Raw genomic sequence first — 504 nt, 5'->3', positions numbered from 1 at the left:
CCGCGCCGGCGATTCTCAAGTCGGAGGTTTCTGCGGGAGCTGCAGACACATCGGATCCATGGGGCCCCGCCCACACCTGGACCGACCCCTTCTTGGAAGGCGTCGCGGATTTCGTGCGGGCCGTCTTCGGCCTTGACTGGGACCCCGTGACCGGCACCATCGACGGCCTGCCCTACACCTCCTACACCAACCCGTTGACCGTCGCCTACTGGCTCAAGAACACGCTGACCCAGATCCAAGAGATCGACTACATCATCGCCAATCTTTCGACGAATCCCGAAGTGGGCCTGCTCCTTCTCAACCCGGTGACTCTCGCGCCGTGGCTGCTCGCACATCCGCTGACCGCCATCGAACTGGGCGCCGCGATCTCTTCCAGTCTTGCGGCACCGTGGGCGAGCCTCAGCGCCTTGTCGGCGCTCGGCGCACTGCCCCGGCCGTTCGCCTTCGCACTGCCGCTTGATGGGCTTCCGCAGGTGGTTGCAGCGCCTGCACCGGCGGTGACGG

1 pseudogene is annotated in these 504 nt (G+C 65.9%); it reads left to right on the top strand.

Features of this window, described 5'->3' with window-relative positions:
• Positions 1-113: 113 nt before the first annotated feature.
• A pseudogene (locus tag BST15_RS21000) lies at positions 114-504 on the top strand (hypothetical protein); the annotation flags it as partial.

Source organism: Mycolicibacter arupensis (assembly GCF_002086515.1).
In the GTDB taxonomy this organism is placed as follows: domain Bacteria; phylum Actinomycetota; class Actinomycetes; order Mycobacteriales; family Mycobacteriaceae; genus Mycobacterium; species Mycobacterium arupense.
Note: the sequence above shows the minus strand (reverse complement) of the source record. Positions and strands in the feature narration are given on the sequence as shown.